Genomic DNA, 22,515 nt, shown 5'->3' with positions numbered 1-22,515 from the left:
GGGGGGGCGAGGGGCTAGTGCCGGCATGACAGGCGATGCCCGCGGCCGAATCGTTCCCGCCCGCCCCGAAAAACTTGGCCGGTACGTGCGACGACGGCGTCGTCGCATCGCCGCCCGGGTCACCCCAGCCCCATCGCCACCAGCCCCCGCCGCAGGTACTCCGACAATGGGACCTTGCCGACGAGGTAGTCCACCTCGTCGCACCCCGACCGCCCGTCGCGAAACGCCCGCACCGTCGCGGCCATGGTCTCGGCCGAGCCGCCTAGCATCCCGTTCGCCATCACCGCCGACAGCTCCCGGCGGGCGGGGCAGGCCATGCCCTTGAGCAGCGCAATCGTGGCGTCGAGCCGGGCGCTCTCCGACGGCGCCCACGCGACGGGGTCGGGGATCAGAACGAAGTGGTCCAGCGTCCCGATCGGCGGCGCCGTCCAGTCGTCGTCCAGGTGCGCGTGCGTGTCGGGGTCGGCCGCGTCGGCGACGGCGGCGATCTCGGCGGGAGTGATGTGGGTAAGCGTCTCGGCCGCGTTCATCTTGATGGAGTTCAGGCAGGTGGTGGTGGCGGCGATCAGCGTGGTGGCCATGGCGAGAGTAGTTGGTTTTCTGAACGGGCCGACGAAGACCGTCGTGGGCCTCGGTCTGCCGAACTCCGGTTCGGTTCCGCTGACCTTCGGAGAGTCTGTACTTGTACCGGTGTTGATTTTCGGGGGAGCTTCGCAGCGATTAGTTACCGTTATGCTCCAGGGGTTAGTTCCGATTCTTGACTCTTTTTATTACGGCTGCTCTGAGGCGCCTTTGAGACTCGGCGGAGCCATGGGCGACGGCAATTCCCGGATCTTGTGCCGCCCCTCGGGTTCGCTCTCCGAGACGCCTCGCCTTGAGCTGGTTTTCGATCATTGTGCCGACGGGCGGCGAGGTCGATGTGCGAGCGGCGTCGTGGAACAGGACTGTTCTGCTGGCGTCTTCAGACCGCGACTACGACGACGGCGACCCCGGCGCAGGGATGTGCGAGAGCGTCTCGGCGACATCCAGCGCGACGGAAGTGGGGATGCGAGGATCTATATGGCCGCGCCGGTGAACCGAGCCGGCATTCGACGCGGGCGGGGGCGCGCCGGAACGAGAAACTGCCGGCGGACATGAAGGGGGCATGTAGCTGATCAAGTACAAGACGGGGCACTCAGACGACGGAAGTAGTCATCGCTCTTCCCAGAACAGCTGCGGCGAACTGTCCGTGCGGGCCGTGACGGTCCGCAAGCCAAAAGTCTCACACGCCGCGGACGCTCGCCCCGTCAGGGGTGTCAGGGGTGTCAGGGGTAGAAAGCAGTTCCGCGGGAATTGCGACTGCCGCGATCCCGTGGGGCAGTCCGCTACGAAACCCGCATCCAGACTGCCGCAACGCAACTTTCCCAAGAATTGCCCTGACACCCCTGGCAGGGGGCGACTGCCTTTCAATCGCCTGCGTCCTGACGACCGCCGCCGCCGGAGACGACCCGCCAGCACGCCGTCCCTCACAGCGTCGACGGTGCAAAAGCTGGCGAACGTACGGAACCGCTCGTGCCCAAGGGGCGCCGGCCCGGACCCGCTCGTGGGAAGGCACGCAGTTCCTCATCAAGCATGTGACCGTTCAGCAGCCGGGGGCGGTGACCACGTTCCTCTTGGCGGTCGACGGGGTCGAGTCTTGCGGCGATCACTCCTTCGGCAGCTCCAACCCGTCGGCTTTGTCCAGGGAGCGCCGCACCTCCGGTTCGGCCGTCACCCGAACGCCGGGGACGACGCGCCCCATCGCCGCCTCCATCCGGGCCGTCACGTCGTCGATCAGCGCCTTCGTCAGGTCCTTCTCCGCCACCTCCAGGACGATTTCGTCGTGGATCGCCAGCACGGGCCTGTAGCCGGCCCGCCAAAGGTCCCAGAGGGCGAGGATCAGGCCGTCGGCGGCGACGCCCTGGAAGAGCGTGTTCCGGCTGGCGGGGAACAGGCAGCTGGATCGGAATCGCCCCGTCAGCGTGACCGTGTTTCGGCCGACCAGCGCCTCTACGGCTCGCGCCAGTTCGGGGGAGGGGCGTCGCGCCCGCAGGTCCGCGGCGCGAGCGGCGGGCAGATCGGCGGCGAGTGGGAGGGCAGCGTTCCAGAAGTATGCCACAACCTCGGACTCGTACGGCCGCCCCGATCGCGCCGTCGGTTGGCGGTCCCGCAGAACTTTCAGCAGCATCCCACCGAGCCACCCGACTGGGGCGGTATCGGTGTCGAACCCGCCCCCCGCGGCGGTCAACGCGGCGGGGGTGAGGTTCAACCGCGCCGCGAGCCGCTGCCCGATGTCGGCCGCATCCGTTAGGTACCGCTTCAGTTCCGGCACCAGCGCCTCATAGGCGTCGATGCGGGCCTGGACCTCCTCGTCGGTCAGTTCGACGCCGTACGCCTCCTTCGCCTGACGTTTCAGCGACGCCGCGCTCATCCCGCCGGGGCGGCCGAAGCTGACGGCCTTCGCCGACTGCCGCTCCGCCTTCGTCACCTCGCCCTCCGGCTTGCCCAACACCGCCGCGGCGATTCGGCTGTGCAGGTCGGCCCCGCCGTTGATCAGGTCCGCCAGCGACGGGCCGAACCCGAACTGGTCCATCAGCACCGCCGCCAGCACGCACAATTCGACCTGGGCGTAATCCACGCACAGGAACACGTGCCCGGGCTTCGGCGTCAGGCAGGCCCGCACCGACGGCAGCCCGTCCGCTGCGCGGGGCAGGTTCTGCAGGTTCGGCTTCGAGCAACTCATCCGCCCCGTGTTCAGCAGGGGCCGGAACCGAGAGTGCGCCCGGCCGCCGGAGTTCGCCAGGGGGACGAAGTACGTGTTCCGGAGCTTCACGAGCCGCTTCAACTCCAGCAGCGTCGCCAGCGTCGGCTCCTCCTCCGCCAGCGTCGTCAGCGCGGACTCATCCGCCGCCCACGCGCCGGATTCGGTCTTCGGCTTCGGCAGGTCCGGCCGGCGGGCGTGCACGTCCTCCAAGAGGGCCTGCAACGACGCCCCGCTGCCGGGCCCCTCCACCACGAACCTGGTTGGCGGATCGTCGAACGTCGCCCCGGCTAGGTCGGCGCGGAGACCTTCGATGCAGTCGCTGAGTTCGTCCCGCGCTGCGGCGGCGCGATCGGCGTCCACGCCCAGCCCGTTGCGGCGGAGGACGTCGCACATCACGGCGCTCTTCAGCTGGGTGTGGTGGGTGAGCGGGCCGTGTTCGCGCCAGGCGGCCGCCAAGCGGCCGTCGCCCGTCTCGCCGAACGTTTCCCGCCGGTTCTCCCGCGCGGCCCGTACGCGGGCCTTCAGGACGCCGAACAGCTGCCACGTGACGACTGCGTCGCCGGCGGCGTAGCGCAGGTAATCCGGCGGGATCCCGGCGACCGACTTATCGCGGTACTGGCCGAACCCGGTCCGGACGTCGTTGCCGGCGGCGTCGGTCAGGGTCTTCGGCAGAGCAATGCCGAGGAATTCCGCGGCGCAGGCGTCGAGCGAGAACGCCCCGCCCGTTGTGCCCCGCGTGGCGAGGCTCAGCAACTTCGCGAGGATCATGGTGTCCCACGCCCGGCCGTCCTCGACGAGCGCGTACACGTCGCCCCGCACGCCCAGAACCTTCTGCACGACGGCGAGGTCGAAGGCGGCGTTGTGGAACACCCAGGTGCAGTGGTCGTGCGCCGTCCAGAACGCTGGTAGGTTCTTCCGGGAGACGAACGCGCCGCGGTCGCCGTCGGAGGCGACGCCGAGAACGTAGTCCGGCACCCGCTCCGGCAGGTCGTCGCGGATCAGCGTAGTCTCGGTGTCGAACGCGAACGCCTCGGCGAACACGTCGTCGCCGGGAACCCACTCGCGGAAGGTCGTCCGCTGCGTGCCGACCGCGACGTCGATTGCGGTCCGGCCGGTGAGCACGCCGGCGGTGAGGAGCTTGCCCATCAGAAACCCTCCGGGAACAGGTGGTCGTTGTCGTCAGACTGCACGTCGATCGCCGCGGCGGCGTTCACCTCGGCCTTTCGGTCCACCGGTAGTTCGCTGTTGACAGGCGGAACGGCGACCGGGTCGGCGTCGGACTCTTCCCAGTGCAGGTCGTCCCCCTCGCAGACGAGAGTTACGGCGACGGCGTCGGCGGGCTTCGGGCAACAGGCCCGGCACACGATGGTGTCGTTGGGCAGCTTCCAGCCACAGACAAGGGCTTCTGGGGCCGGTCCGACATCGCCGTCGTGGGACATGGGATCGGGGAGTTCGATGGCCCAGTCGGGTAAGGGGGCGACCGACCGCGGAACCAATGGAGGAGGGGCGTGGTTTGTCATTGAGTTGAAAATTTGAGGCTGAATAAGAATTGGATTGAATAAAAGAGGGGCGGGAACTACACGCGTCCCCGCCCCGCCACTCAGGGCAGACCGACGCCGAAGTAGTGCAGGGGTCGCTTGTTGCCCCCGGTCCGTTTCTGCTTGCCGGTCACGCGCGGGAACGCGGCCTTGAGTTGCCGGCCGAACTCGCTCTCGTCGAGGGCCGGCTGGCCGCGGTCCGCGGACCACTGGTTGAACAGCTCCCGCAGCGTCGCCGCGGGCACCGCCTCGTTCGCGCCGAGCACGCAGGCTTCCTTGACGAAGGCCTTCACCGGGCTGGCCAACGCTTCCAACTCCGCCCGCAATCCGTCCGACCCCGCCGGCTCGGCGAGTCGGCCGGTCTCGATCAGGTCGAGGTAGCCGGCCAGCGCCCAATTCAGGATGGCCGGGAGTTCCGGCCGCAGCTTGTCCTTCAGGTGCGGGTCTTCCGAGCCGGCGAAGGATTCCGTGAACTTGACCCCGACGAACCGGCTGGCGATCACGCCGCTGGGGTCCGGCAGGACCGGCAGCTCGTTGCTCGCGATCACGATCCGCACCGGCGGGCGGGCGGTGACCGGCTCTTTATATTTCCGGTCGAACGTGATCGGGTCCCCGCCGGAGAGCGACAGCAGCATCTCGATCGGCGCTTCCCGGGACCGCCGGTCGGTCGGCAGGCGGAGGTCGCCGATCAACAGCAGCCGCTTGTCCAGCAGGTCGGCTCCATCGAACTGGCCGCCGAGCTTTTTCAGCGGCACTGCGGAACGCATCTCCGGCCCCAGCAGGGACTCGAACACCCACATGATCGTTCCTTTCCCGCTCCGCCCCGGACCGATCAACATCAGCATCTTTTGGAACAACGCCTGACTCATCAGTAGATAGCCGGCGTACTGCCGAAGCACTCGGACCGATTCGGGGCGGCCGGGGAAAAGTTGGTCGTGCAGGAACCGCAACCAAGTCTCCGGCCGCGCGGCCGTCGAGTCGTACGGGACGGGACTGACCCAGCGGGTAAACCGGCGGGGCGTGTGATCGACCAGGCACGGCGCTTGTGCCGCGAAGGACGGCAGGTGCAGCAGCCCATTGGCGGCGGGAAAGACTTCGGCCGGGTCGGCCCACCCGTCCGGCGGATCGCCGACGATCCAGTCCCCCTCGCCCACGCCTCTGGGCATCAGCGCGTCGGCCTTCGCGTGCATCACCGCCCCGGACACGACCTGGGGGCGAACCTCGACGAAGTGCGGCTTCAAGGTCGTGACTGAACGCAATTTGAACTCGTCGTCCGAGACGTCGACGAACCGGTTCTCATCCCACTGATAGATCTTCCCGTCTCGCACCCACACGCCGGGCACTCCGTCGACCGCACGGCTTACGAGGATCACGCCGCCCAGTTCCTCCGGGTCGACGAGGCCGGCCTTCCGGCGGCCGGCGTCCTCGATCGACTCCGGCGGTCCTGCGTCAGCGATCAGCGCCTGCAGTTCCTCGACCGGGTGCGCCAACAGGAAGTCGTCCATCCCGACCTTCCCGCCGTTCGGGCCGGGCGGCAGGAACAGCGCCTTCACTTCGGCGCCGGCGGCCTCGAGTAACTCCGCCAGCGAGGCGGCGGCCTGTCGGACGGAGCGGTTGGTGCGCCCGTCGCTGTCGAAGACGATCGTGACCGGGCGGCCGACCCAGTCGATCGCCTCCAGGTCGGGCATCAGCTTCCGCTCGCCTTTTGCCTTGAACATCGAGACGCCGGCCAGACCGGCCGTGGCGACGCCTTCCTGCGTGGCCTTAGCGGCCTTCTTCGCCCCTTCCGTGATGACCACTGGCTCCTTCGGGCTGATGAACGCGTCGGCGGCGTCCGGAGGCACGAACAGCCGGGCGGTCGAGCCGACCGGCGACTCGTACTTGATGGGCTTGCCGTCCTTGTCCTTGCGCGGGCGGTCGAACTTCAGTTGCACGTGCCCGTCGGCTCCCGGGTAGGGAGTGACGAGCGCATGGCCCAGGTCCGGGTTCGGGTTCGGCCAGTTCAACAGGCCGGCGGCATCGATCGGGCTCGCCGAATAGAACCCGATCTCGGCGATCGTGGCGGCCGACAGGCCGGCGCCTTCTTCGAGTTCTTTACGGTGGCGCGGCAGCAACGGGTCGTCGTCGCCCGGGCAATGCCCGAGGACGTCTTTGGGTGCTACAATCATGGTGTCGTGCGTCCCCGCCGTTCGCCCACGCCCGGCCGTGCAAGGCCGGGGCGGGCGGCGGGGGTTTCAATTGAAAGGTTGGGAGTTCGTGAAAGCCCGGGCGTTCACACGCCGCGGGACACGAGCACCGCCTCGAACGCGTCCTCCCGGCCGCCGTCGCCGCCGACGGGGGGCACGTCCGCGCCGCCGTTGAGGGCGGCGAGGAACGCGGCCGCCGCGTCCTCGGTGACGAACCACCGCCCGCCGACCCGCACGCAGTCCAACCGCACCCCCTTCACGCCGCGTTGGCGCCACCGGTGGCAAGTCGCCAGGTGGACGCCTAAACTCTTCGCGAGCTTGGTGAGGGGAACGAGGTTTTCGGGCAGGGGCATGGGAGCGAGGGCCGCGAGAAAAAAGAGAGGTGCTCACCCCTGCACACCCCGAGATAAGACGGCCGCTTATTTCTCGAACGGTTCGGAGTCCCGCCTCCGGCAACGCATCTTTCTGGGGAGCGGGTGTTTCACCCGTGGCCCGAACGATGTCGGTCGGTTGAACGAAGACGCCCCGCTGCCCAGGTCGGGGAGGCGGGGGCACGGGCCCGTCGGCTGTCGTTCAGGTCGACGCCAAACCTGTGAAAGGCCCGTTCGCCTGCCCGAAATGCTCTTCAACCGGCGCATGATTTTCGCGGGACGACAGCAGGCGGGCGATCCGCCCGTCGCCGGCGGGCCGGCCAAGGTCCCAGTGCGGGTACCGGCCGCGGAGTTCGCCGCGGCTGGACGGCCCGCACCGGTGCTTCAAGACGCTGCCCCCCCCGCCACTACCGCGTCTTCAAACGCCGCGATCTTCGTAGTGCTGTCGCGGTTCGGCAGGGCGCCCGGTACGACGCCGCCAAAATTGAGATCCTCAGGGACCCATCATCGATTCCGGACGCCCCGCGAATCACGCCGCCCCATAGGAAATGATGTGTAGGGACCGCGAGAAGGGCCGGCCTGCACCCCTGCACACCCCCAAGTAAGCCGGCGGCTTACGTCTCGTCGGTCAGTTCGTCGTCCTGCGACCGGACCACAATTTTCGGCTCCGGCCGGATCGCGATTAATTCGCGGAGCTCCTTGATCACGCGTTCAACCCGCGGGAACTCCCCCGTCGAATCTGCGAAGCTATCGAGGATTTCCCGTCGCTCCCTGTCCGTCTCCGCGGCCTCGAGATCTGCCAGCCAACTTCGGGCGACTTCGGCGATCTCCTTTTTCTCGCCGCTCCGATCCTTCTGCGGGTCGGGATCGTTCTCTGCCCGTAGCTCGATCCGTCGGTTCTTCGTGCCGATCATGTTCTCCCCGACGGTGGGGACCGACGTCGTCCTTCGCTCGATACCGCTCCCGGCAACTCGGTCGCCGGCTTCCCGCGCCGCTTCCCACCGCTCATAGACGGCGTCGTGAAAGCCGTCCGGCGCCTCGTCGGGCGCTGTCCGCATCAGCGGGCGCACGAACAGTTCCTCCCAACGGTCGATCGAGTAGTCGAAACCGGTGATCGCCTTAAACGTGGCCTCGTACTGACTGCGAACAGTCTCGTCGTCGCGGCCCAGCGAGGCCGCCACCTCGGACAGCGATTGAGCGAGGTCAGGGCGGTAGCGCCCGTCCTCCCGGCGATAGTTCCGGTCGGGCCAGTCGGGATCGGCGGCAACGTCCTCCCGGTGCCCGTTCATGAATCCCTCGCGGAGGTCCCACACCTCCAACTGGAGGGCCAGCTTGTCCTCACGCAACCTCGCTGCGCTGCCCAGCCCCAGCCGATTTCTGAGCTGTTCGTGGGCGACCTTCACCTGCTCGGCCGCCGCCGAGGGGGTCACGCCCGCCGGGACGGTGACGGTGGTATGGTTCAATTCCTGCCCTAACGTGCTCGCCGGCTGCGCCGCACGCTCGTCGATCAACCGCATCGCCTCGGGTAGGGCGGACATATTTTTCCCAAGGGCGGACGTGACGAGGGCGAGCCCAGCGTGCAGACGGTCGGCGGCGCTCAACTGGAACAACGCCGTCTGAAGTATCTGGCCCCAGTGCGGGAACCTTCTGGCGTCCCCGCGGTTCTCTCGAACCTCGTCGATCTCGAATCCCTGATGCGAGGGACTGACCGGGGGGCCGAGCACGTCGCCGTTCCACCCGATCCGACCTAGGGCGACCAGCGCGACCCAATCAGCAAACCCCTCGTCGTCGAACCCGCCGTCGCCTTCGCCGCTGAGCCAGGGGGCCGCCTCCCCACTCTCGTACCACCGTTTCACCCTCGCCCAGCCCCACTGGTAGACTGGGTGTCGGCGGACCAGTTCCCAGCGCAGGTCGGGAGGGTACTTGAAAAGGTCCTGCGGCGGCCGGGGCTCGGGAATTAGCCGCGCGATGGTCTTCGGCGCCAGGCCGGCGAAGTCCGCCTCGAGGATCTCGGCGGGCGTCGGCACGGCATTCCTTCGGGTGAGTTCAAAAGGTGCCGGAGGTCTATCCGGTCGCCTTCGCCAATTCCACCGCCGCGGACAGGTTCCGCTCGGCGTAGATCTGCGTCACGTCGGCGTTCTTGTGGCCCAGGGCGGCCTGGGCAGCCTCCAAGCCGGCGATGCGGCGCACCTCCGTTGCCTTCGCGTGGCGGAGCTGGGAGGGGGTCCACGGCTCGACGTCGGCCCCGGCCTTCTTCGCCTTCTCCACGCCCCGCTTCACCGCCCGGCGATAGCTGTCGCGGTCGTACTGATCGCGGCACTTCCGGCCCGGCTTCCGCTTCGCCTTGCGGCGGGCGGCCTTCTGCTCCGCCAGCCGCGTCGTCTCGCTGGCGTACTTCATGGTGGTCCGCTCGCGGCCGCTGTACGGCGGGCGGTGGGCGTACCGCCACTCCTCCGCCTCCTTCGGGCTGAACAGCGGCTTGTCGTCGGGGCGACCGTCAAGGAACGGCGCCAGCGCCGCCTGGGCCTGCGGGCCGAGGGGGACGGTGCGGTCCTGCCCCCGCCACTTGTTCTTGTGCTTTTGCGGGCGGTAGACCCAAACCTCCTCGGTGCGGTCGACGTCGCTTGGCGTCATCTGCACGACCTCGCCGGGGCGTATGCCGGTCAGCCGCTGGACCTTCACCATCGCGGCGACCTGCGGACCGAGGTGGGGCAGGGTGGCTTCGACATGGGCGTCGGGGACCGGCCTGACCGGCTCGTTCTCCCGAGCCGCAGTCCGCCCGCACTTCAGGCCGTCGACTGACTGCAGCCCGTGTAGCACGCTGGAGGGCACCAGCTCCTCGCTGACCGCCCACTTGAAGAACCGGCGGACGCGGTTGATCCGGTTGTTGACGATCTTCCGACTGATGTCCTGCACCGAGATCATGTGCTCGCGGACCGCCTTCAGCCGCTTCGGGCCGAACTCCGCCGCAGGCGTGCGGCCGTACAACTCGCGGAGCGGCTTCAGCGACGCCTTCACGTCGCGGAACTCCTGCGTCGGCTCCCCGTCGGCGCTGTAGTACCGCTCGGCGAAGTCGAGGTAGGCGACCATCAGAGCGTTCACCGACGGCCGCTGCAGCGTGGCCGAGGACTGGCGCATTACCCCTGACACCCCTGACGCCCGCGCCGCGGCGATGTCCGCGTCAGGGGTGTCAGGGGGTATCGTTGCGTTCGGGGCGAGGAACCGCTCGGCGATCAGCCGGGCGTAGGCCTCCTTCGACTCCGGGGTGCCGTACTTCCCCAAGTAGATGTGCTCGCCCGCGAGGATCACGCGGGCTTGGCCGGACGGTTTGTGCAGCCGGTACGACGGCGGCTTGGCGCTGCGACGGGGCATGGGAGCGGACCTTCCAGACGCGCAAAAGTGGTAGGACTACCACTTCCACGGGCGGGTGAGGCCGCTCAGCCCCGGAGGACTGGTAGACGCAAACGCGTCTTCGGCAACGACTTACGACGAGTATCCCCGAGAGGATTCGAACCTCTGACCTCCGGCTCCGGAAACCGGCGCTCTATCCAGCTGAGCTACGGGGACGTGTCCCTTGCGGGACCAAAAACCCGACCACGCAGACGAACCGTGAGGTTCGGAATCCGACGGTCGGGCCGGTCGAACAGTCTCACCCCGGCGGGCGGCGCTGTCAACGTCGCGTCCGACACCCATGGCCCTCGACGGGTTCGCTCCGCGTTCCTCGATCGGCGTCCTCATGCGTCGCGGTCGGACTGGAACGACCTGCGTAAGATGCGGGCGACACGTCGTCGACTCACGCCCCTGATGACTCACGCCCTCCGCTGCGGGGAAGCCGCCATGACCGAACCGACCACCGAGACCGCCACCTTTGCCGCCGGGTGCTTTTGGGGCATCGAAGACGCTTTCCGCAAGACCCCCGGCGTGATCGACGCCGTCAGCGGGTACATCGGCGGGCGCCTCGACAATCCCACCTACGAAGACGTTTGCTACCGCGACACCGGCCACGCCGAGGCGGTGGAAGTCACCTTCGACCCGAACGAGGTCTCGTTCGAGCAGCTCCTCAAGCAGTTCCGCGAACTGCACGACCCGACGCAGGTGGATCGGCAGGGGCCGGACGTGGGGAGCCAGTATCGCAGCGCGATCTTCACCCACTCCCCGGAGCAGCAGGCCGCCGCGGAGCAGTGGAAGCAGGCATTGAACGACTCCGGCACGCTGCCGCGGCCGGTCGCCACGCAGATCGCCCCCGCCACGACCTTCTACCGTGCCGAGGAGTACCACCAGCGGTACTTCGAGAAGACCGGCCGCAGCGCCTGCCATATTTGATAGCGGAGGTGGAATATCGGATTGCGGATGGGAGGAAACCGCGGTTCTTCCCCCACATCGCTCATTCCGAACCCGACCTCTCCCATGCCCCTGATCGGCAATAAGTTCCTCGAACACGATCTGCGTTCGTGGCTCGACGAGACCGGCCACTACGGCCGCAGCGCCGTGGTTGAGGAGCTGGATTTGGTCGCGGTGCAGCGGCCCGGGTGGGTGCAGGTGTTTCGATTCCGGGTGCGGGCGAAGCAGAAAGAGACCGGTGAATGGACGGCCCTGCGCGGGTTGGCCCGGGACGACGAACGGGCGAAGCGGAAGGCGGACCGCACCGCCTACCGCCTCACGGAGGGCGACGCCGAGTACGACGACGCCTTTGACGAGTGGAGCGACGGCCTGCTGACGCTGCGCTCCGCCGCTCGGGGAGCGGCGCGCGGGGGCGAGGCGAACCCGGGCGGAGCGGGCGCTTTCGCCGCCGCGGCGCTGGCGGTGGGCGGGTTGCTGGTCGCCGGGGCGATCGTCGCGACCCGCGTCTTGTGACGTCCCCGGCGCCTGATCCTCGGCGTGCGTTCGATTCCATGAAGAACCAGTGAGCGCTCACGGGCGTTGGCCGCGTTACGCTATGGCCCTGAAGACGTGCCCGGAGAAACCGCCGATGATCGCCGCCGCCCCCGCCGCCGGAACCGCTCTCAATCGTCGTGCGAACGGCCGGCCTGCCTTTACGGGGCCGTCATTCACGGAAACGGAAGAGGACCTCGCCGATCTGCCGGATCGGGCGTTGCTGGTGCGGTTCGTCGAACGGCGGGACGAAGCGGCGTTCGCGACGCTGGTCGAACGCTACGGCCCGCTGGTCGCCGGCGCCGGTCGGCGGACGGTGGGCGGCGGACCGGGTTCCCTGGCGGACGCGGACGACGCCTTGCAGGCGACCTTCCTCTCGCTGGCCCGCAACGCAACCAAGCTGATCGACCGAATGGGGCCGGAACGCACGCTGGGCGGGTGGCTGTACCGGGTCGCGGTGAACGCCGTATTGCAGGCGAAACGCAGCGACGTCGCCCGTCGTCGGCGTGAGAAGGCGGTCGCTCGGGAGGAACGTCCCGGTTCGTCACCGCCCGCCGCCGGGGCGCCGCTGGCGGACGTGCAGCGGAGCGAAGAACTGGACGCCTTGGAGGAGGAACTCGCCGCGCTGCCGCCGGGCGAACGCGGGGCGGTGGTGCTGTGCCATCTGCGGGGCCGCACGCAACGGCAAGCGGCGAAGGAGTTAGGGGTGCCGTTCGGGACGTTCCGTCGTCGTCTCGACGCCGCCCGCGGGCGATTGCGGGAGCGGCTGGAGGCCCGGGGGGTGACCGTCGGCGCCGCGGCGCTGGTCGCTCTGTTCGAGCAGATTCAAACCGCCGGCGCCGGGACGCTGCACGCCGCGGAGGCCACCGCGATCGCCGCGGAGGTGACGAAACAGTTGCCGCCGCCGCACGTGTTATCCCCGAGGGTGCCGATCGCCCCGCCGTCGCCCGCATCCCGGCCGACGGCGCTGTCTTGGGAACCGATTCTCACCACCGCCGCGGGCTTGGCGGTGGGCCTGTTGGCGGCGGTCGGGCTGTTCGATCTGCTCGGCGGCGGGTTCTCGGAGGAGAGTTCGCCGTCCCCGGCGCCGTTCGTCTCCAGCCCCGACGATCTCGGCGCCCCGATCCGCGGCACCGCGGACCTGATGTGATGCCGCAAGAACGCCGCGGTACGATTCGGGAGCCATGACGTTCCCCTCAAACCGAGACGCGCCGACGGACGACCTCGACGCGATTCTCGCCGACCTGTGGGAACGACTGGGCGACGGCGCCGCTCGTTCGAAACCCGCCTTTCATCTCCCCACGCTCTGCACCGTGCGGGCGGGGGAAGACCGGCCGGAGCCGACCGCCCGCACCGTCGTGCTGCGGCATGCGGAACGAGGCGGCGGCGCCGCGAACGGCGGCGAGATCGGCTGCCATACCGACGCCCGCGGCGCCAAGGTCGCGGAGTTGCGGGCGAATCCGCGGGCCGCCTGGGTGTTCTACGACCCCGCGGCCCGATTGCAGGTCCGGGCGACCGGCGCCTCCCGCGTGCTGACCGACGGCCCCGTGGTCGACGCCGCGTGGGAGGCGACTCCGCCCTCGGCCCGTCGTTGTTACCTCGCCCCGCTCGTTCCCGGCGTGGAGACGGACGGCCCGGAACCGAACGTGCCCCCCGCGGTGCGTAAACGCGATCCGACGCCGGAGGAAAGCGCCCCCGGCCGTGCGAACTTCGCCGTGCTGCGGACGGACGTCGATCGCATCGATTGGCTGCACCTGCACCACGCGGGGCACCTCCGCGCGGTGTTTGAACGGACGGGCGACGACTGGCGAGGGGCCTGGGTCGCGGTCTGAGCGGCGACCGGGCGGCTCAGGCGGACGGGGGGGGATCGACGGATTCTTCCTCGATCAGATCCGCGGCCACCTTCTCCTTGGAGACCTCGTCTTCGGCGACAGCTTGGGCCAGGGCCGCCGCGTCGCCGGACGCCGCGTCGCCGGAAGTTTGATCGGAGGCCGCGGCCGGCTGGGAGTCTTCGGGCAGCACGAAACCAAGGCGCTTGGCCCGCTCCTTCCACTTGCGGCGGGCGAGCTTCTGCATGTCCGGGGCCGCGTCGTGCTCGTCGACGATCTCCAGCCCCAGCAGCGTTTCGATCAGGTCTTCCAGCGTCACGACCCCGTCCAGACCGCCGAAGCGATCCGTGACGGCCGCGATGTGCGACCCGCCGCCCAGCAGCAGATCGGACAACTCCGAGAGCGTCGCTTCGTCCCGCACCGTGGTCAGGTCGCGGCGGAAGTCGGCCAGCGGCTTGTCGCCCTCGCCTCGGGCGCGAGCCAGCAATAAATCGTTCTTATGAACGAACCCGGTCACGTCGTCGAGCTTCTCTTTAAAGATCGGCAGACGGGAGACGGGGATCTCCGGGTGCTTCTCGAACAGTTCGTCGGCGGTCAGGCTCTGCGGGAAGGCGAGCACGACGGTGCGGGGCGTCATCACGTCCGCGACGGTGAGTTCTCGGAACCGCAGCAGGTTGGCGAAGATTCGGCTTTCGGATTGTTCCAGGTTGCCGCTCTGGGCGCCGAGGGTGGCCATCGCGGCGATCTCTTCCCGGGTCACGACGCCGTGCGTGCCCTCGGGAGAGATCAGCTTCGACAACACGTCGGACAGCAACACCAGCGGATACATCGCCCAGATCAGCCAGCTGATAAACGTGCCCACGGTCGGCGCCAACGCCCGCCAATACGTCGCTCCGATCGTCTTGGGAATGATCTCGCTGAGCACGAGGATCAACAGTGTCAGCACCGCGCTGGTCGCCCCGACGTATTGGCTGCCGAAGTACGCCGCGGACTCCGCGCCCACGCCGGCGGCGCCGACCGTGTGCGCGATCGTGTTGAGGCTGAGAATCGCCGCCAGCGGGCGGTCGACGTTCTTCTTCAATCGGGCGAGCGTCTCCGCTCCCTTCGCCCCGGACTCCCGCAGTTGAGCGATATAGCTGGGGGTGATCGACAGCAGCACCGCCTCCGCGACGCTGCACAGGAAGCTGAACCCGATCGCCACGCACAGGTAGACGATCAGGAGAGCCGGACTGTCGGTCGGCTCGACGTTCTCCAAGCCTGCGCCGCCTCCCGCGAAGGCTAGAACGGGGGAAGCGAAATCGAAGGACGACACGGCGAAGTGGTTGAGGGAAGTAGCGGCGGGACGGGAAGCGGACCGCGGCAGTCTAGCGTCCGCTCGCCTGAGGGTCCGCCCGCGCGGCGTGGAGGTTACGCGACGTTGACGATCCAAACCGCGGGGTTACGGTGCCCCGGTCCGCTTGTTCCGTCCGCTGCGTGTGCCGTTGGTTCAGCCCTTACCGCGGGTGAAGACGCTTTCTCGTCGCGGCCATGCCCTGGCCGATCCCGCCGCCCAGTTGCGGGTGCTCTCCGGGCGGCCGTCGGGCGAGAAAAGCGATCGCGTCTCCGCCGCCCCGGATTTCGACGGGGCCCTGGCCGACGCCGGATTGGCACCGCTCTCCGCGGGTTCGCTCGACACGTTGCAGGTGAACGTCGGCAAGCTCTGCAACATGACCTGCGCCCACTGCCACGTGGACGCCGGTCCGGATCGCAAAGCGGAGAATATGTCCGCTGAGACTGCCGAGGTGGTGTTGGAACTGCTGGAGGTCTCCGGCGCCGGCACGCTGGATCTGACCGGCGGGGCGCCGGAGATGAACCCGCACTTCCGTCGGCTCGTCACGGTCGCTCGGGGGCTCGGTCGGCACGTGATCGACCGCTGCAACCTCACGATCCTCATGGCCAAAGGCTACGAGGAGATGCCGGCGTTTCTGGCGGAGCAGGGCGTGGAGATCGTCGCCTCGCTGCCCTGCTACACCGCGGATAACTGCGACGCCCAGCGCGGCGACGGGGCGTTTATGAAAAGCATCGCCGCCCTGCGCATGCTGAACGCCCTCGGGTACGGGACGACCGCCGATCTGCCGCTCACGCTGGTTTATAACCCCGTCGGCCCGTCGCTGCCCCCGCCGCAGGGCCAGCTGGAAGCGGACTACAAAACGCGGCTGGCGGAGGACTTCGACGTGCGGTTCACCCGGCTGTTCACGATCACCAATATGCCGATCTCGCGATACCTCGATCACCTGTTGGAGACGGGGAAGTACGAGATGTATATGGAGAAGTTGACGGCGGCGTTCAATCCCGCCGCAGCCGCCGGGGTGATGTGTCGGACGACGCTCAGCGTGAACTGGGACGGCAGCCTGTCCGACTGCGACTTCAATCAAATGCTCGATTTGCCGCTGGCGGATTCGAGAGGGAAGGGCGCCCGGCCTCGCAACATCCACGACGCTCCGCCCGCGGAGCTCTTGAAGGCGGTGTTGGACCGTCCGGTGGTCACCGGCTCGCACTGCTTCGGCTGCACCGCCGGCGCCGGCAGCGGCTGCACGGGGGCGATTCTGTGAACCGCCCGCCGTGCCCGCGATCAGGCGACGTCCCGCTCGAAGTAGAGATAGACATAGACCGCAAGTCCGTAGGAAGTCGAATCTGCGGAGGCCAGTCGCCAGCCATCGGCCGCATATCCGTCGATGATCTTTTGCGTCTCCTCCTGCGACGACTCCGCGATGTGGTTCGCATTCATCGTCACCTTGCTGTAGTAGGTGCGAACCTCGACTTTGTACTCTTTCATCGATTCGGGCCGTTCGACTTTCGGGGAGGGGAGCGCCGTACTTATCCCGGCCGCGAGCCGAACGCAATCGCGCGGTCGGTAAGCAGCGGGGCAGCGTGACGTGTCGAACCCGATGAAAGAAACCCCCGTGCCGCCGGATCAGACGTCGTCGGGCTCTTTCTGGGGAAAAGCGGGCGCGCTGACGGCCCTCGTCGCCCTTGCGATCCTGCTGTACTGGCAATTCGGCGATTATCTCGACTTGAAGACGCTCGCTGGATACGAGGAGCGCCTGCGGGCGTTCGGCCGCGAAAATCCTGCGCTGCTGATCGCGGCGGCGGGCGGGATCTACGTGACGGCGATCGGACTGTCGATCCCGGGGGCGGCGCTGCTGACGCTGGTCTACGCGTGGTTGTTCTCCACGGTATTTGGCTATTGGCCCGGGCTGTTGACGTCGCTCGCCGTGGTAAGCTTCTCCTCCACGGCCGGGGCGACGCTGGCGTTTCTCCTGTCGCGGTATCTGTTTCGCGACGTCGTGCGGAGCAAATTCCCGGACCGCGTCGCCGCATTCGACGAACGCTTTCAAAAAGACGGCCCGTTTTACCTGTTCACCCTGCGCCTGATCGTGGCGGTACCGTTTTTCGTGATTAACGTCGTGATGGGCCTCACGCCGATTCGCGTGTGGACATATTGGTGGGTCAGTCAACTCGGCATGTTTCCGGGCACGCTCGTCTATTGTTACGCCGGGTCGCAGTTTCCCAGCCTCGCCGTGTTGGCGGAAGAAGGAGCCGGCGGGATCCTCGATTGGAAGCTCGGTTTGGCCCTCGCGGCATTGGGAGTCTTCCCGCTGGTCGTTAAGAAGGTGTTTCAACGCTCCGGTCCAGGGACCGCCGAGGCGCCCGCCGACGCCGCCCCTCCGGAGACCGCGTAGGCTCGTGTTCGCTGTCCGTGCTCAACACGCCCGAACCGGTCGCCAAGCACGACCGTTCGTCGCTGAGCCGGGTTCCTCCGACGGACTGGGCGCATCGTTCCCGAACGGTCCTTGGAGCATTATCCCAGCGCTTCTCTCGCCTTGGTTCGGTCGTAGTGGCATCCGGTTCGTTCCACCTCCCGCAGCACGGCCAAGACGTCCGGCGTCAGCGGCACGTTCGCTCGCCCCCATTGATCCTCTCGAGTTTCCGCTCCGTCCAACGCATCGCGGACGGCATAGAGCTGCAACACGTCCTCGGCGCAGGCGCCGGGGTCGCCGACGTCGCAGTCTCGAAGGCGTTCGGCTTCCTCGAGGATCGCGGAGCGCAGGGCGCGGCCCATTAGAGCATGCTTCATGGCGTGCGGTTCGTGAGGGCGACCAGACGCTTGCGTGCAGGATTCGGCGGTTCGTTGCGGCGGCGCTTCGCCCCCCGGGCTGTCCCCGCGGCGGGCGTCAGGATGCGCAGATTCCCCGCCGATGTCAGCGCCGGCTCAGCCGGCGCTGACGCTTTCGGAGGTTCCGGCGGGCGCCCTCGCTCACGCCGTATCCCGCGGGACGGTGATTCTCGCACCTGCTACGATGTTCAGATAATTCGTCAACGACAGGCTCTCGACCGCACCGGGGGCTGACGCCTCCCGCTCGCCTCGATGTCCGCACTCGACGCCCTCGAACCGCTCGACGAACACAATCGCCTGCTGCAAAGCCGGGTGCATCCGACGGACTGGACGAATCCCGTGCCGGACGGGACTTATAACGTCGTCGTAATCGGCGCCGGCACCGCGGGCCTGGTGACGGCGGGGATCGCCTCGGCGCTGGGAGCGAAGACGGCGTTGATCGAACGCGGACTAATGGGCGGCGACTGCCTGAACGTCGGCTGCGTGCCCAGCAAAGCCCTCATTCGCAGCGCCCGCTGTGCGGCGGAGGTGCGGGACGCCGCGGGGTTCGGCGTGAACGTCGACGGCTATACCGTCGATTTTCCGAAGGTGATGGAACGGCTGCGGTCGTTGCGGGCGAAGATCAGCCCGAACGACAGCGCCGAACGCTTCCGCGATCATTACGGCGCCGACGTCTATATCGGCGACGCGACCTTCACGGGGGCGGATTCCCTCACGGTCGTCGGGGACGACGGCGAGAAACGCGCTCTAAAATTCGCCAAGGCCGCGATCTGTACCGGCGCTCGCGCCGCCGCTCCGCCGATCGAGGGGTTGGAGCAAGCCGGCTATCTCGACAACGAATCGGTCTTCAGCCTCACGGAGTTGCCGGAGAGCCTGATCGTGTTGGGCGGCGGGCCGATCGGCTGCGAACTCGCCCAATGCTTCGCCCGATTCGGCTCGCACGTCACGCTGCTGGAACGGGGGCCGCGCGTTCTCTCCAACGACGACCCCGACGCCGCCGCCGTCGTGCAGGCGGCATTGAAGCGGGACGGCGTAGACGTGCGACTCGACACCGAGGCCGATCGCTTTGAGGCGACCTCAGAAGGCAAAACCGCTTACCTCAAGGGCGGCGGGAGCGTCACGGCGGCCGAGATTCTCGTCGGCATCGGTCGCAAGCCGAACGTCGACGGTCTGGGCCTCGAAGCCGCCGGGGTGAATTACGACGACCGGACAGGCGTCTCCGTGGACGATTCGCTGCAAACCTCCAACCCCAAGGTTTATGCCGCCGGGGACGTGTGCAGCAAATTGAAGTTCACGCACGCCGCGGACTTCCTCGCCCGCACCCTCATCCGCACCGGCGTCGCCCCAAGCGTCCCGCTGTTCGGCGGGGCGAAAGCGAGCGCCCTGGTGATCCCGTGGTGCACCTATACATCGCCGGAACTCGCCCACGTCGGTCTGACGCCGCAGCGGGCGCAGGAGCAAGGCATCGAGATCGACACCCTCGAACAACCCTTCGCCGAAGTCGATCGGGCGATTTTAGAAAGCCCCGACGGCGCCCCCCCCGGATTCGCCCGGGTGCACCTTAAAAAGGGGACCGACACGATCGTCGGCGCCACGGTCGTGAGCGCCTCCGCGGGCGAATTGATCTCCCAGTTCAGCCTCGCGATGACGCACGGCATCGGGCTGTCGAAGTTCGCCTCGACGATTTATCCCTACCCCACGGAGGCGGAAGCCGTCTGCAAACTGGGCGACGCCTACAATCGCGGGAAGCTCACGCCGCTGGCCAAGAAGGCGTTCGGCGTCTGGTTCAACTGGAAGCGGTAGCGCCGTCTTCCCGCGTCGCAGCGTGACGCGTCGCGGCGAGATCGCCCGCGACCCTCCCGGCGAGCGCGGCGCCGGATAAAAACGCCCCTTCGATCCGCCCGCCAAGACACCAGTCGCCCGCGGCGCCCAAGCCAGTCGCCGCGTCATAGAAGCATTCGTCCCCCTGGCCCGCCGACGCCGCGGTTTTGATCTGGGCGAATCGCCAGCGGTGGGCCGTTTGATGACTCGGCGTCGGCAATGGTTTTCCCACGGCATGCTCGACCAGCGCCGCGAACGCGGCCACTAACTTGGGCAAGATTTCTGCGGGGGAACGATCCACGTGCTCGTCGGACCAGTCCGCTTTCGCGTGCAACACCCATCTCTCCGGCGCGCCGGGACGGCCGGGTTTGGAAGCCTCCCGCGAGGCCCACGCCAACGGGTTCGGCCTTCCGTCGGGCAGCCGCGAGTCGTTGAGGAACGCGCCGTCGAACGGCAGGGCCGGGGCGGTATCGAACGCCAGCAGGGCTGCCCAGCAAGCATGATATTCCGCGGTGCGAATCACGTCGGTCAGCGGCGTATGGCCGTCGAGCAATTCGGCGGTCTGCGGGGCGGGCGCCGTGACCAAAACCCGATCGAACGGTCCCTCGTCGGCGCCGGATTCGAATGCGAGGCGCCACCCGCCCTCGCCGTAGTTCAGTTCGGCGACCCGGCGTGCCGATCGGACATCCAGATCCGCGGCGAGATGGCGGGGCAGTGCTCCCATCGTCGGCTTGCCCATCAATAGTTCGGGTGTTTCTTTGACCTGATAATCGCCGTTTTCCACAGCGGCGAGCCGGCCGGTCCAGGGCGCGATCACGCCGCGTTCGATCCACGCCTGGACGAAACGACCGAACCGGTCGTCTTTGATCGTGAAATATTGGGCGCCGTGGTCGAAGGAGAGCGAGTCCCCTTCGCCCTCGCGTCGGCTGCTCGCCCGGCCGCCCACGCCGCGGCCCTTGTCGAACACGGTCACTTGCCAGCCCGCATCGCTCAGCGTCCGGGCGGCGACCAACCCGGCGATCCCGGCGCCAATCACCGCGACCGTCGGCGCCGGTTCGATTGGCGGGCGGGACACGAGCTTCTCGTAGCGGTCCATGTCCAACCTCGCGGCATGTCGTTTGACGGAGCGATCCCTCACCACGCCGCTGATCGGCTTCGACGGCGGGAAGGGGCGATCGAACTGGCCGAGAACCCATAACAATCCCCCGTAACTGGAGGGGTCGCGACCGTCGAGGGCGAAGCGATGGTTCAGATCAAGCAACAGTTCGAGACAGCGACGAGGCCCCGGCGTCCAGTCGAGCAGCGCCTTGCCCCATGTCATGCGAACGTTGTTATGCAGTTCGCCCTGCCGCAGTAACGACCGCTGGCAGAGATCCCAAAACGCCGTCCCGGTCGTCCCGCGGGCGAGCGTCTCCCAATCGTATAAAGCCGGACGTTCGTCGCTCGCATGAGCTTCAAGCGTCTCGCGGGCCCAGTCGGGGATCGCATCCAGGCTGTCAGGATCGGGGGTGTGGAAGCAGAAGTGATAGGCCAACTCTCGCCAGGTCAGAAGCTCGTCGAGGAACTTCTCCGGTCCTTTGCCGCCGAGGTCCTTCGCCTCCCGGGCGGTGCGGAAGGGGCTGACCATGCCGTAGTGCAGGTATGGACTCATCCGGCTGGCGGAGCCCTCGCGGGCGGCGTCGTTCCGCGTCGCGGCGTATTGTTTGAGGCCGTTCTCCCGATACGCAGCCCAGCGCCGCTCCCCGGCGACCAGACCGCCGGGCGTGTGACCGGCGATCGGGAACACCGTGTGGTCGATCGCGCACTCCGCGACCATCGCCGGCAGATCGGCACTCGCCAGTTCGATCGGTTCGAACGGCAGATCGTCCGGCAGGAACGGTCCGTCGGCGCCGCGCTCTCGCGGCGTGGGGACGTCCTGCCATACCTCCGTCAAACGCTGCTTGCGGAGCTTCGCCGTCGCCTTCTTGAATTGAAACGCCCGATCCGGTCGTTGATCGACCAGCGGCATCGGCACGACGCAGGAAGTGTCGACGCTCCAAATCGGCGGGCCGCTGCCCGGCGCCACGGCGTCGAGGTGATCCGTCAGGCCTGTCAAGAACGAAGTGATCGGCTCGACGGGCATTTCCTCCGTGACGACTACCGCGGCCCGCTCCGCAAGCGTTTTCAGATGCGGCCCGCGATGATCGGGGCGTTCGAGGTGGAAGGCGTAGCCGACGCCGCGCTCCGCGAGCGCCGCGGAGACGTCCCGGGCCCCCTCCAGCATGAAGGTGTGGTGTCGATCGGAGGCGAACGGGTAGCGCTCCGAAATCGCGTGATAGACGAACGCCGGCAGACCGAGTTTTTGGGCTGCGGTCAAAGCTGCGTCGAGGGCGGGGTTCTCCGTCGCCCGCAAGGCGTTGTGCATCCAATACAGGACGAACTCCCCGGCCGCGGCCGGGGGAGCGTCGCGGGTGAGGCGGATACGCTCGGCGAGGCGCCTCGGGAGCGACAGGCCGGGGGGCGAAGCGATGTCGGGACGGCTGGACATAGGAGATCGTAGATGGCTGGAACCGACGAACACCCGGCCCGCTCCGAGAGCGAATCCCGACGCCGCCGCGACGAACCGCCCTTGTCGATCTGCTGGGCGCTGTGTGAGGATTGCGGCGGACTCGATTCCGCAGGCGCCCGCGCGTCGCTTCGTCGCCTCGATTCTCGCCCCCGATTCATGCCTGCTGAGCCGATCACCGCCGACTCCGACGACGGGCTGCAGCCCGTGCGCGGGGTGGCGGGCGACTGGCGGGCGGCGCCGGGGTGGGAGGGAGAGTTGCTCGGCCCGACCGGCCCGCCGCTGACTCGCTGGCGGGACGAGGGGCGGTTGGACGCCGTGAAGCACTCGCGGCATCGCACGGTGTGGCGGGTGCGGCTTGACCCGGGCGAGGATGGAATCGACCGGACCGCATTCCTCAAGATCGCCGCCGGCG

General features: G+C 68.0%; 19 protein-coding genes and 1 tRNA gene. 8 read left to right on the top strand and 12 right to left on the bottom strand.

Annotated features, from left to right (window positions below):
* Positions 1–119: 119 nt before the first annotated feature.
* The 8 genes from LzC2_RS12875 to LzC2_RS12840 all read right to left on the bottom strand — a co-directional run bounded on the left by LzC2_RS12875 (position 120) and on the right by LzC2_RS12840 (position 10,444).
* Positions 120–581: a hypothetical protein gene (locus LzC2_RS12875; protein WP_171187571.1), complete on the bottom strand. Its 462-nt coding sequence runs from the start codon at positions 579–581 to the stop codon at positions 120–122.
* Between the two features lie 1,103 nt (positions 582–1,684).
* Positions 1,685–3,928: a DNA polymerase gene (locus tag LzC2_RS12870; RefSeq protein WP_171187568.1), complete on the bottom strand. Its 2,244-nt coding sequence runs from the start codon at positions 3,926–3,928 to the stop codon at positions 1,685–1,687.
* Positions 3,928–4,221, bottom strand: coding sequence for a hypothetical protein (locus LzC2_RS12865; RefSeq protein ID WP_171187565.1), 294 nt, complete (start codon positions 4,219–4,221; stop codon positions 3,928–3,930). The genes LzC2_RS12870 and LzC2_RS12865 overlap by 1 nt, the downstream gene beginning before the upstream one ends.
* A gap of 161 nt (positions 4,222–4,382) precedes the next feature.
* On the bottom strand, positions 4,383–6,488 hold the full coding sequence (locus tag LzC2_RS12860; protein WP_171187563.1) for a phage/plasmid primase, P4 family: 2,106 nt from the start codon (positions 6,486–6,488) through the stop codon (positions 4,383–4,385).
* A gap of 104 nt (positions 6,489–6,592) precedes the next feature.
* Positions 6,593–6,859: a DUF1580 domain-containing protein gene (locus tag LzC2_RS12855; protein WP_171187561.1), complete on the bottom strand. Its 267-nt coding sequence runs from the start codon at positions 6,857–6,859 to the stop codon at positions 6,593–6,595.
* 632 nt (positions 6,860–7,491) lie between these two features.
* On the bottom strand, positions 7,492–8,904 hold the full coding sequence (locus LzC2_RS12850) for a hypothetical protein (protein ID WP_171187559.1): 1,413 nt from the start codon (positions 8,902–8,904) through the stop codon (positions 7,492–7,494).
* Between the two features lie 37 nt (positions 8,905–8,941).
* Positions 8,942–10,249, bottom strand: a complete 1,308-nt coding sequence (locus tag LzC2_RS12845; protein WP_171187557.1) for a tyrosine-type recombinase/integrase — start codon at positions 10,247–10,249, stop codon at positions 8,942–8,944.
* 121 nt (positions 10,250–10,370) lie between these two features.
* Positions 10,371–10,444, bottom strand: a tRNA-Arg gene (locus tag LzC2_RS12840).
* A 237-nt stretch (positions 10,445–10,681) separates the two neighbouring features.
* On the opposite strand from LzC2_RS12840, the gene msrA reads away from it, so the two are divergent.
* The 4 genes from msrA (at position 10,682) to LzC2_RS12820 (ending at position 13,581) form a co-directional block, all read left to right on the top strand.
* Positions 10,682–11,200 (top strand): peptide-methionine (S)-S-oxide reductase MsrA, encoded by a 519-nt coding sequence (gene msrA / locus LzC2_RS12835; RefSeq protein WP_206678697.1) that lies wholly within the window; start codon positions 10,682–10,684, stop codon positions 11,198–11,200.
* Between the two features lie 84 nt (positions 11,201–11,284).
* On the top strand, positions 11,285–11,731 hold the full coding sequence (locus LzC2_RS12830; protein ID WP_171187555.1) for a hypothetical protein: 447 nt from the start codon (positions 11,285–11,287) through the stop codon (positions 11,729–11,731).
* Between the two features lie 115 nt (positions 11,732–11,846).
* On the top strand, positions 11,847–12,899 hold the full coding sequence (locus tag LzC2_RS12825; RefSeq protein ID WP_171187552.1) for an RNA polymerase sigma factor: 1,053 nt from the start codon (positions 11,847–11,849) through the stop codon (positions 12,897–12,899).
* A 34-nt stretch (positions 12,900–12,933) separates the two neighbouring features.
* A complete protein-coding gene (locus LzC2_RS12820) occupies positions 12,934–13,581 on the top strand; it encodes a pyridoxamine 5'-phosphate oxidase family protein (protein WP_171187550.1) in 648 nt (215 codons plus the stop codon).
* A 16-nt stretch (positions 13,582–13,597) separates the two neighbouring features.
* Here the strand turns inward: LzC2_RS12820 and LzC2_RS12815 are convergent, their stop codons facing one another.
* Positions 13,598–14,890: a hemolysin family protein gene (locus LzC2_RS12815; protein ID WP_206678696.1), complete on the bottom strand. Its 1,293-nt coding sequence runs from the start codon at positions 14,888–14,890 to the stop codon at positions 13,598–13,600.
* A 169-nt stretch (positions 14,891–15,059) separates the two neighbouring features.
* Here LzC2_RS12815 and arsS point away from each other — a divergent pair, with 169 nt between their 5' ends.
* The gene (arsS, locus tag LzC2_RS12810; protein ID WP_194362389.1) at positions 15,060–16,169 is read left to right on the top strand and encodes an arsenosugar biosynthesis radical SAM (seleno)protein ArsS; all 1,110 of its coding nucleotides are present in this window, start codon (positions 15,060–15,062) and stop codon (positions 16,167–16,169) included.
* 20 nt (positions 16,170–16,189) lie between these two features.
* Here the strand turns inward: arsS and LzC2_RS12805 are convergent, their stop codons facing one another.
* The gene (locus LzC2_RS12805; protein WP_171187548.1) at positions 16,190–16,393 is read right to left on the bottom strand and encodes a DUF4177 domain-containing protein; all 204 of its coding nucleotides are present in this window, start codon (positions 16,391–16,393) and stop codon (positions 16,190–16,192) included.
* A gap of 112 nt (positions 16,394–16,505) precedes the next feature.
* Between LzC2_RS12805 and LzC2_RS12800 the strand changes: the two genes are divergently transcribed.
* Positions 16,506–17,300 carry a TVP38/TMEM64 family protein gene (locus LzC2_RS12800; RefSeq protein WP_171187547.1) on the top strand — a complete coding sequence of 265 codons (795 nt, stop codon included), beginning with the start codon at positions 16,506–16,508 and terminating at the stop codon, positions 17,298–17,300.
* Between the two features lie 119 nt (positions 17,301–17,419).
* On the opposite strand, the gene LzC2_RS12795 is transcribed toward LzC2_RS12800, so the two are convergent.
* Positions 17,420–17,695 (bottom strand): hypothetical protein, encoded by a 276-nt coding sequence (locus LzC2_RS12795; protein WP_171187545.1) that lies wholly within the window; start codon positions 17,693–17,695, stop codon positions 17,420–17,422.
* Between the two features lie 291 nt (positions 17,696–17,986).
* On the opposite strand from LzC2_RS12795, the gene LzC2_RS12790 reads away from it, so the two are divergent.
* Entirely contained in the window at positions 17,987–19,537 is a 1,551-nt protein-coding gene (locus tag LzC2_RS12790; protein WP_171187543.1) for a mercuric reductase, read from the top strand.
* Here LzC2_RS12790 and LzC2_RS12785 read toward each other — a convergent pair.
* Positions 19,521–22,082, bottom strand: a complete 2,562-nt coding sequence (locus tag LzC2_RS12785; protein WP_171187541.1) for an FAD-dependent oxidoreductase — start codon at positions 22,080–22,082, stop codon at positions 19,521–19,523. The genes LzC2_RS12790 and LzC2_RS12785 overlap by 17 nt on opposite strands.
* A 177-nt stretch (positions 22,083–22,259) precedes the next feature.
* On the opposite strand from LzC2_RS12785, the gene LzC2_RS12780 reads away from it, so the two are divergent.
* The coding region (locus LzC2_RS12780; RefSeq protein ID WP_171187539.1) for a hypothetical protein at positions 22,260–22,515 on the top strand (256 nt) is incomplete at its 3' end.

This window comes from Alienimonas chondri (assembly GCF_013036045.1).
GTDB classification, from domain to species: Bacteria; Planctomycetota; Planctomycetia; order Planctomycetales; family Planctomycetaceae; genus Alienimonas; species Alienimonas chondri.
The sequence above is the reverse complement of the archived record's forward strand: the minus strand, read 5'-3'. Positions and strand labels throughout refer to the sequence as shown.

What these genes read in the sequence shown, in the direction of transcription:
- LzC2_RS12855 (WP_171187561.1), bottom strand. Translation starts at nt 6,859, where the DNA reads ATGCCCCTGCCCGAAAACCTCGTTCCCCTCACCAAGCTCGCGAAGAGT.
- LzC2_RS12825 (WP_171187552.1), top strand. Translation starts at nt 11,847, where the DNA reads ATGATCGCCGCCGCCCCCGCCGCCGGAACCGCTCTCAATCGTCGTGCG.
- LzC2_RS12865 (WP_171187565.1), bottom strand. Translation starts at nt 4,221, where the DNA reads ATGTCCCACGACGGCGATGTCGGACCGGCCCCAGAAGCCCTTGTCTGT.
- LzC2_RS12845 (WP_171187557.1), bottom strand. Translation starts at nt 10,249, where the DNA reads ATGCCCCGTCGCAGCGCCAAGCCGCCGTCGTACCGGCTGCACAAACCG.
- msrA (WP_206678697.1), top strand. Translation starts at nt 10,682, where the DNA reads ATGACTCACGCCCTCCGCTGCGGGGAAGCCGCCATGACCGAACCGACC.
- LzC2_RS12800 (WP_171187547.1), top strand. Translation starts at nt 16,506, where the DNA reads ATGAAAGAAACCCCCGTGCCGCCGGATCAGACGTCGTCGGGCTCTTTC.
- LzC2_RS12875 (WP_171187571.1), bottom strand. Translation starts at nt 581, where the DNA reads ATGGCCACCACGCTGATCGCCGCCACCACCACCTGCCTGAACTCCATC.
- LzC2_RS12790 (WP_171187543.1), top strand. Translation starts at nt 17,987, where the DNA reads ATGTCCGCACTCGACGCCCTCGAACCGCTCGACGAACACAATCGCCTG.
- LzC2_RS12820 (WP_171187550.1), top strand. Translation starts at nt 12,934, where the DNA reads ATGACGTTCCCCTCAAACCGAGACGCGCCGACGGACGACCTCGACGCG.
- LzC2_RS12870 (WP_171187568.1), bottom strand. Translation starts at nt 3,928, where the DNA reads ATGGGCAAGCTCCTCACCGCCGGCGTGCTCACCGGCCGGACCGCAATC.
- LzC2_RS12785 (WP_171187541.1), bottom strand. Translation starts at nt 22,082, where the DNA reads ATGTCCAGCCGTCCCGACATCGCTTCGCCCCCCGGCCTGTCGCTCCCG.
- LzC2_RS12795 (WP_171187545.1), bottom strand. Translation starts at nt 17,695, where the DNA reads ATGAAGCATGCTCTAATGGGCCGCGCCCTGCGCTCCGCGATCCTCGAG.
- LzC2_RS12805 (WP_171187548.1), bottom strand. Translation starts at nt 16,393, where the DNA reads ATGAAAGAGTACAAAGTCGAGGTTCGCACCTACTACAGCAAGGTGACG.
- LzC2_RS12830 (WP_171187555.1), top strand. Translation starts at nt 11,285, where the DNA reads ATGCCCCTGATCGGCAATAAGTTCCTCGAACACGATCTGCGTTCGTGG.
- LzC2_RS12860 (WP_171187563.1), bottom strand. Translation starts at nt 6,488, where the DNA reads ATGATTGTAGCACCCAAAGACGTCCTCGGGCATTGCCCGGGCGACGAC.